This is a genomic window from Cysteiniphilum litorale, from assembly GCF_003428165.1.
In the GTDB taxonomy this organism is placed as follows: Bacteria; Pseudomonadota; Gammaproteobacteria; order Francisellales; family Francisellaceae; genus Caedibacter; species Caedibacter litoralis.
Genome location: NZ_QLIQ01000007.1, coordinates 95,673 through 102,382 on the forward strand (window position 1 = coordinate 95,673; position 6,710 = coordinate 102,382).

The 6,710-nt window shown below is 39.6% G+C and carries 7 protein-coding genes; 5 read left to right on the forward strand and 2 right to left on the reverse strand.

Going from position 1 to position 6,710, the window contains the following annotated elements:
- Positions 1-17 precede the first annotated feature (17 nt).
- Positions 18-803 carry a response regulator transcription factor gene (locus tag DNJ75_RS04740; protein WP_170137189.1) on the forward strand — a complete coding sequence of 262 codons (786 nt, stop codon included), beginning with the start codon at positions 18-20 and terminating at the stop codon, positions 801-803.
- Positions 804-818: 15 nt separating this feature from the next.
- Here the strand turns inward: DNJ75_RS04740 and parE are convergent, their stop codons facing one another.
- Positions 819-2,708: a DNA topoisomerase IV subunit B gene (gene parE / locus DNJ75_RS04745; protein WP_117002037.1), complete on the reverse strand. Its 1,890-nt coding sequence runs from the start codon at positions 2,706-2,708 to the stop codon at positions 819-821.
- A gap of 23 nt (positions 2,709-2,731) precedes the next feature.
- Here parE and DNJ75_RS04750 point away from each other — a divergent pair, with 23 nt between their 5' ends.
- The 4 genes from DNJ75_RS04750 (at position 2,732) to secB (ending at position 5,038) form a co-directional block, all read left to right on the forward strand.
- The gene (locus tag DNJ75_RS04750; protein ID WP_170137190.1) at positions 2,732-3,694 is read left to right on the forward strand and encodes a LysR substrate-binding domain-containing protein; all 963 of its coding nucleotides are present in this window, start codon (positions 2,732-2,734) and stop codon (positions 3,692-3,694) included.
- Positions 3,695-3,791: 97 nt separating this feature from the next.
- Positions 3,792-4,298 carry a rhodanese-like domain-containing protein gene (locus DNJ75_RS04755; protein ID WP_157968205.1) on the forward strand — a complete coding sequence of 169 codons (507 nt, stop codon included), beginning with the start codon at positions 3,792-3,794 and terminating at the stop codon, positions 4,296-4,298.
- 12 nt (positions 4,299-4,310) lie between these two features.
- Positions 4,311-4,559, forward strand: coding sequence for a glutaredoxin 3 (gene grxC, locus DNJ75_RS04760; protein WP_117002040.1), 249 nt, complete (start codon positions 4,311-4,313; stop codon positions 4,557-4,559).
- A 29-nt stretch (positions 4,560-4,588) separates the two neighbouring features.
- A complete protein-coding gene (gene secB / locus DNJ75_RS04765) occupies positions 4,589-5,038 on the forward strand; it encodes a protein-export chaperone SecB (protein ID WP_117002041.1) in 450 nt (149 codons plus the stop codon).
- Between the two features lie 88 nt (positions 5,039-5,126).
- Here the strand turns inward: secB and hemL are convergent, their stop codons facing one another.
- Positions 5,127-6,452: a glutamate-1-semialdehyde 2,1-aminomutase gene (gene hemL / locus DNJ75_RS04770; RefSeq protein ID WP_373282844.1), complete on the reverse strand. Its 1,326-nt coding sequence runs from the start codon at positions 6,450-6,452 to the stop codon at positions 5,127-5,129.
- Between the last annotated feature and the right edge of the window lie 258 nt (positions 6,453-6,710).

Here is a 6,710-nt window from a genome sequence, read left to right on the forward strand (position 1 = left end):
TGATGATGAGAGACCCTATGAAAGACGACAGTAGTATATTATTGGTTAGTACCAATAAAGAAAATACCAAAGATTTACAAACATTACTTCAACGTTATCTACATCAGACGAACGTTGCCCACTCAGGACAGGAAGCCTTGGATCTACTGGATGCCAATAAAAACACCAAAGTAGTACTCCTTGATTTACTACTGCCTGACATGTACGGCATTGAACTGTGCAAAAATATTCGTGAACGCCATCCAAGCATGGCAATTATTTTTGTCTCAAAAAGTACTGATGCAACCGAAATCGTCTTATGCTTTGAAGCAGGTGCTGATGACTATGTCGAAATCCCTTATAATCAACACGTATTAATGGCTCGCATTAAAGCAAAATTACGTGATCGCAATACCTCGCAATCACCGTATGCCATTACTGGATCAGTCAATATTGAAGATATAAACATTAGTGACTACAGTCAGATTCAATTTGGCAAATGGGTATATCATCCGCGCAAATCATTAGTGACACACCCTGATCATTCCGATATTTACTTAACGGATAAAGAAGGCGCTTTACTTAAAATGCTACTATCAGATCCAAGCAAAACCTTTATGCGTGAAGAAATTGCCAAATATCTTAATTTAAATGTTAAAGAAAGCATGATACGTGATGTCAACATTCATGTACATCGCTTACGTAATAAGCTTACCCAAGGGCATAACTCAAGCTCACCAATCAAAGCTGTACGCTCACAAGGCTATACCTTGGATTCCTATTTAAACTATGTTTATGATGGCAAAGAAGTATCTTTTTTATAATTTCTCTTAACTGAATCACTCTAGATCCGCTAAATTTCCTTTCTGCTCCAACCAATGTTTGCGATCCAGTGAGCGTTTCTTAGCAAGCATCTCATCCATTTCCTCTAGATCAAAACGCTCATCACTTGATAATGTTAATTGCACAAGACGTCTGGTATCCATTGCCATTGTAGACTCTCTTAATTGCATCGGGTTCATCTCACCCAACCCTTTAAAGCGCAACACATTAGCCTTAGCTGATTTTTTATTTTGGGCAATTTTATGCAAAATGACATTCTTCTCTGCCTCATCTAATGCGTAATACACTTCTTTGCCGACATCAATTCTAAATAATGGCGGCATTGCCACATAGATATGCCCCTTCTCAACCAATGGTTTAAAATGACGCAAGAATAAAGCGCATAGTAATGTCGCAATATGTAGCCCATCCGAATCAGCATCCGCGAGAATACAAATTTTGCCATAACGTAACCCTTCTAGATTATCACTGCCTGGATCCACACCAACTGCCACGGCAATATCGTGAATCTCTTGCGATGATAATACTTCTGATGAATCAACTTCCCATGAGTTTAATATCTTACCTCTTAATGGCATCACTGCCTGAAACTCACGATCTCGCGCCTGTTTTGCCGAGCCACCGGCTGAGTCTCCTTCAACTAGAAAAAGCTCGCTATATTGGGTATCTTGTGTCACACAATCGGTCAATTTACCGGGCAATTGCGGACCTTGAGTTACCTTTTTGCGCACTACCTTTTTCTCAGCTTTAAGGCGCTTTTGCGCACGTGAAATAATCGCTTCAGCAATTTGATTTGCCGTTTCAATATTTTGATTCAACCACAAACTAAAGGCATCTTTGACATGTGTTGCAATGAAGTTCACACAATCACGTGATGATAATCGCTCTTTGGTTTGCCCTGAAAATTGCGGCTCAGGCATTTTAAGTGACAACACATAACAAAGACCAGCAAAGATATCATCTGGCATAATTTTGACACCACGCGGCAAAATATTATGAAGCTCACAATATTCACGTATCGCATCTAACAATCCCGACCTTAAGCCATTAACATGCGTGCCCCCTAATGGTGTTGGAATCAAATTAACATAACTTTCTGTGATTAAATTATCGCTTTCTTGCGGCCAGCATAATGCCCAATCAACAATATACTGTCCATCGGTAAAAGAGCCTGAAAATGGAACTGCTGGCAATATTTCAAGACCGTCGATTTTCTCTTGTAAATAAGCCAATAACCCGCCATCGTACTGCCAAGTCATGCGATCGTTTTGCTCATCATTTTGATATTCAACGATCAGCCCTGGACACAATACTGCTTTAGCTTTTAATAGATTCTTTAATTTACGCGTTGCATATTTTGGGGTATCAAAATATTTAGGATCCGGCCAAAAGCGTACCGTAGTCCCTGTATTCTTTTTGCCAACGTCGGATACCACCTTTAGCTCTTCAACCTTATCGCCATGCTCAAAAGCAATAAAATAGCGCTTACCATCGCGTTTGATAAACACCTCAACACGTTGGCTTAATGCATTAACTACGGACACACCAACACCATGAAGCCCGCCTGAATAAAGATAATTTTCTTTGGAGAATTTTCCCCCGGCATGCAAGCGCGTCATAATCAGCTCAACACCAGATATCCCTTCCTCTGGATGGATATCAACCGGCATACCTCGACCATTATCCTCAACCTCAAAACTACCATCATCATAGACTCTAATATTAAGCTTATTGGCATGTCCTGCTAATGCCTCATCCACTGCATTATCAATCACCTCTTGCGCGACATGATTAGGGGTTTGTGTATCGGTATACATTCCCGGGCGCCGCTTAACAGGGTCAAGACCCGATAGAACTTCAATGGATTGAGCTGTGTATTGATTCATAACAAATGGGTGCTTATTATTTTATGTCTAATTTTATCGTTTATTCTGGCACAAAATCGAGTAATCTTAAATCTAAATGCTGCCTTGAATGGAAAATTATGAATATCCGTGACTTAGAATATATTATTGCTGTTGCCAAACATAAGAACTTCAATAAAGCAGCACAAGAGTGCTTTGTCAGTCAACCAGCACTGAGCATGCAAATCAAAAAGCTTGAGGATGAGTTGGGTGTTGCCATTTTTGAACGCTTCCAAAAAAGTGTGCTTGTGACCGCTATTGGGCAGCAGATTATTGACAAGGCACAATCCTTATTAACCATTGTTCAAGACATCAAAGATTTGGCAGCAACGCATAATAAAACAGAAGATTTGCTATTTAGAATTGGTTTATTTCCAACCCTTGCTCACTATCTGTTACCACAACTCATTCACACAACCCTAGCGGATAAGAGTCCTATTAAGATATACCCTATTGAGGAAAAAAGCCCTATTCTCATTCAAATGCTGCAATCAGGTAAAATTGATGCCGCTCTTTTAGCACATGACTCATTACCACAAGGGCTTGAGTTTTTGCCACTATTTAAAGATACCTTTAAACTTGCTGTGTATGACGGGCATCCCTTAAGTCAACTGCCCGAGATTGATATATCGAAACTTGATGATGAAGCCATGCTTTTCTTAGAGAAAGGGCACTGCCTACGCGAACAAGTGCTCTCTTTAAACATCAATCCCGCACAAAGTATTCAGTGCAATGCCACAGGTCTAGAGACTTTAAGGCAAATGGTCATCGCTAAACTTGGCATTACCATTATCCCTGAGATTGCCACACTTACCTCACACAATGGTATTCATTATATTGACTTTAAGGCACCTGCTCCTTTTCGTGAGATTGGTCTGGTTTATCGCCGCGGTTCAGCAATTACTAAATGGCTAAAAGCGATTGAATTACTTGTGAAAAAAAGCGTGCCAAGTTTGGCTTCTCATTAAATTTCAAACCCGCTATAATCCACCATATTAATAAATGAGTCTACCCTTGCTAATCTTGGGACTCGCACTAGAAAACAAATATAAAAATAGGAAAAACATGTCAAATTTGAGTCATTTTATCTCTCAAAACTTAATACTATGTATTATCTTTGTACTTGCCATTTTGATCTATCTTGGTTATGAAATTCGCCAAGCTAAATCAGGTCGCTTCCAACTATCAATACAAGATGCCATTAACCTCACAAACCGTGATAAGGGCATATTCTTAGATATTCGCGATAGCAAGCTTTTTAATGAAAGTCATATTGTTGGTGCGATCAATAGTAGTGCTGCTGAGCTTAAAGAAAACACGAAAACACTTAATAAATATAAAAACAATCCAATTGTTGTTTATTGTGCGACAGGTGCGCAAAGTGCTAGTGTTTGTGATTTGTTAAAAAAAGCAGGTTTTGATAAGCTTTACACGCTAAAAGGCGGTTTCAAGCAATGGTTACAAGACAAATTACCTACTGACAATAAAGCCGTAGCACATAATGAAATGAATACTGACAAGAAAGATGTGAAAAATAGAAAAGATAAAAACGATAAAAATGACAAAAAATAAAGGCACAGCTAAATGATTGAAATCTACACTAAACCAACTTGCCCTTATTGCATCAATGCCAAAGCATTGCTTAATAAAAAAGGCGTGACCTTTACTGAATATAACATCAGTGATAAGCCTCAGTTGCGCGAAGAGATGATTAAGCGTGCAGGTCGCACATCGGTGCCACAAATATTCATCGATAATCAGCACATCGGTGGCTGTGATGACTTGTACGCCCTTGAAGATGCCAATAAACTTAACCCATTACTTGGAAAATAACACTTAACTTAACGACATAAGGAAAGATAATGACAACTGAAACAAATACCCCTGATATTCAATTCCAAATCCAAAAACTCTACACCAAAGATATTTCATTTGAAATTCCTAAGGGTGCTGATGCGTTTAAACAAGAGTGGAAGCCTGAATTAAACGTCGCTTTGAATACTAAAGTGACAGGCCTACCTGAAGAAAATATGTATGAAGTTGTGTTAACGGTTGAAGCTGATGTTAAATGCGGCACTAATGATGCTTTCAAGGCAGAAGTGCAACAAGCTGGTATCTTCCTTATTTCTAATATGGAAGAAGGACAACTGGATCATGCGCAATATGCATTTTGCCCTAACATTTTATATCCATATGCACGCGAGGCAATCTCTGATTTGGTTGCTAAAGGCGGCTTCCCACAATTATGCTTAGCGCCTGTTAACTTTGATATGATTTATCAACAAAAGCAGCAAGAGAAAAAAGCAAACTAGCTAATCACCCATATTGGGGTCAAGCCCGAATATGGCGATCATTACCTACTCTCAGGATTGACTCAAAAATCCTCAAAACAACTCATACCTACTTAGTTGAAGTTATACACTTTTGCTCAGTTACCTCTTCTTTTTGCAAAAAATCAGCAAACAAAGCTATCGTTTTATCAATATCTTGATCACTGTGCGCAATTGACATAAAACCTGCTTCAAATGCGGATGGTGCGAAATAAACACCACGCTCAAGCATAAAATGGAAAAAACGATTAAAACGCGCTAAATCACAAGCCTTAACATCATCAAAGCTTAGAATATCTTGCGCTTCAGTGAAAAACACCCCAAACATGCTACCCAAAGATTTTGCTAAAAATGGAAAGCCTTGTGCTTGAGCAGCTTGATTTAGCCCATCAACAAGTTTTTGTGTTTTGGTTGTTAGCGCCTCATAGAATCCCTGTTGTGAGATTTTATCTAACGTAACTAATCCCGCGATCATTGCCACGGGATTGCCTGATAACGTACCTGCTTGATAGACACCACCTACAGGTGCGATAAGCTCCATAATTTCCCTCTTGCCACCAAAGGCACCCACGGGCATGCCGCCACCAATGACTTTACCAAATGTTGTTAAATCCGGGGTAATTTGATATAAGCCTTGCGCGCCCTTAAGACCAACACGAAACCCTGTCATCACTTCATCAAAAATCAATAAAGCCCCATGCTCATCACATAGTTGACGCAAGCCTTGCAAAAATGCTTTGGTGGGTTCGATCAAGTTCATATTGCCCGCAATTGGCTCTAAAATAATACAAGCAATTTGTTCAGGATATGTTTTAAATAAATTAGCAACACTCTCTAGATCATTAAATGATGCTGTTACTGTATCTTTAACCGTATCTTTTGGCACACCTGGTGAGTTTGGCACGCCAAGTGTTAATGCGCCTGATCCTGCCGCTACTAAAAACTGATCAGCATGACCATGATAACATCCAGCAAATTTAATCAGCTTATCGCGCTTAGTGTAGCCCCGTGCTAAGCGCACAGCACTCATTGTTGCTTCAGTACCCGAGCTTACAAAGCGCACCATATCAATACTATCAATCAAATCACAAATCTTCTTGGCAAGTTTTACCTCAAGCTCGCATGGCGCACCATAGCTTAAGCCAAGTGTTGCTTGATCCTGCACTGCTTTGATTACATCATCATCAGCATGTCCCAAGATCATCGGTCCCCAAGAGCCAACATAATCAACATATTTATTCGCATCAACATCATAAACATAAGCGCCTTTTGCTTTAGCAATAAATTTAGGTGTACCACCAACTCCTTTAAATGCACGCACGGGCGAGTTAACACCGCCTGGAATATATTGTTTTGCTTCATTAAACAAATTTTCTGATTTTGTCATTTTACTTATTCCTATCTATTTCTTCTTATTTACTGGAGTTACGAACTTTTGCTATTTCAACACCCCGCCTCGCAAGCTCGGCACCCCTCTTGCAAAGAGGGGAATTAAAATCACCGTCGCCCCATTCCCCTCTTTGCAAGCATAGGTTTATAGGGATCTTTTCTATTCATTTAATTCTTCTCCTTGTAAAGTCTGAAAGCTTGACCAGGCTAGGGCAAAGTCATGCATTCGTTGAAACCCAAGCCAAATTGTTTTCACACCAGGGTT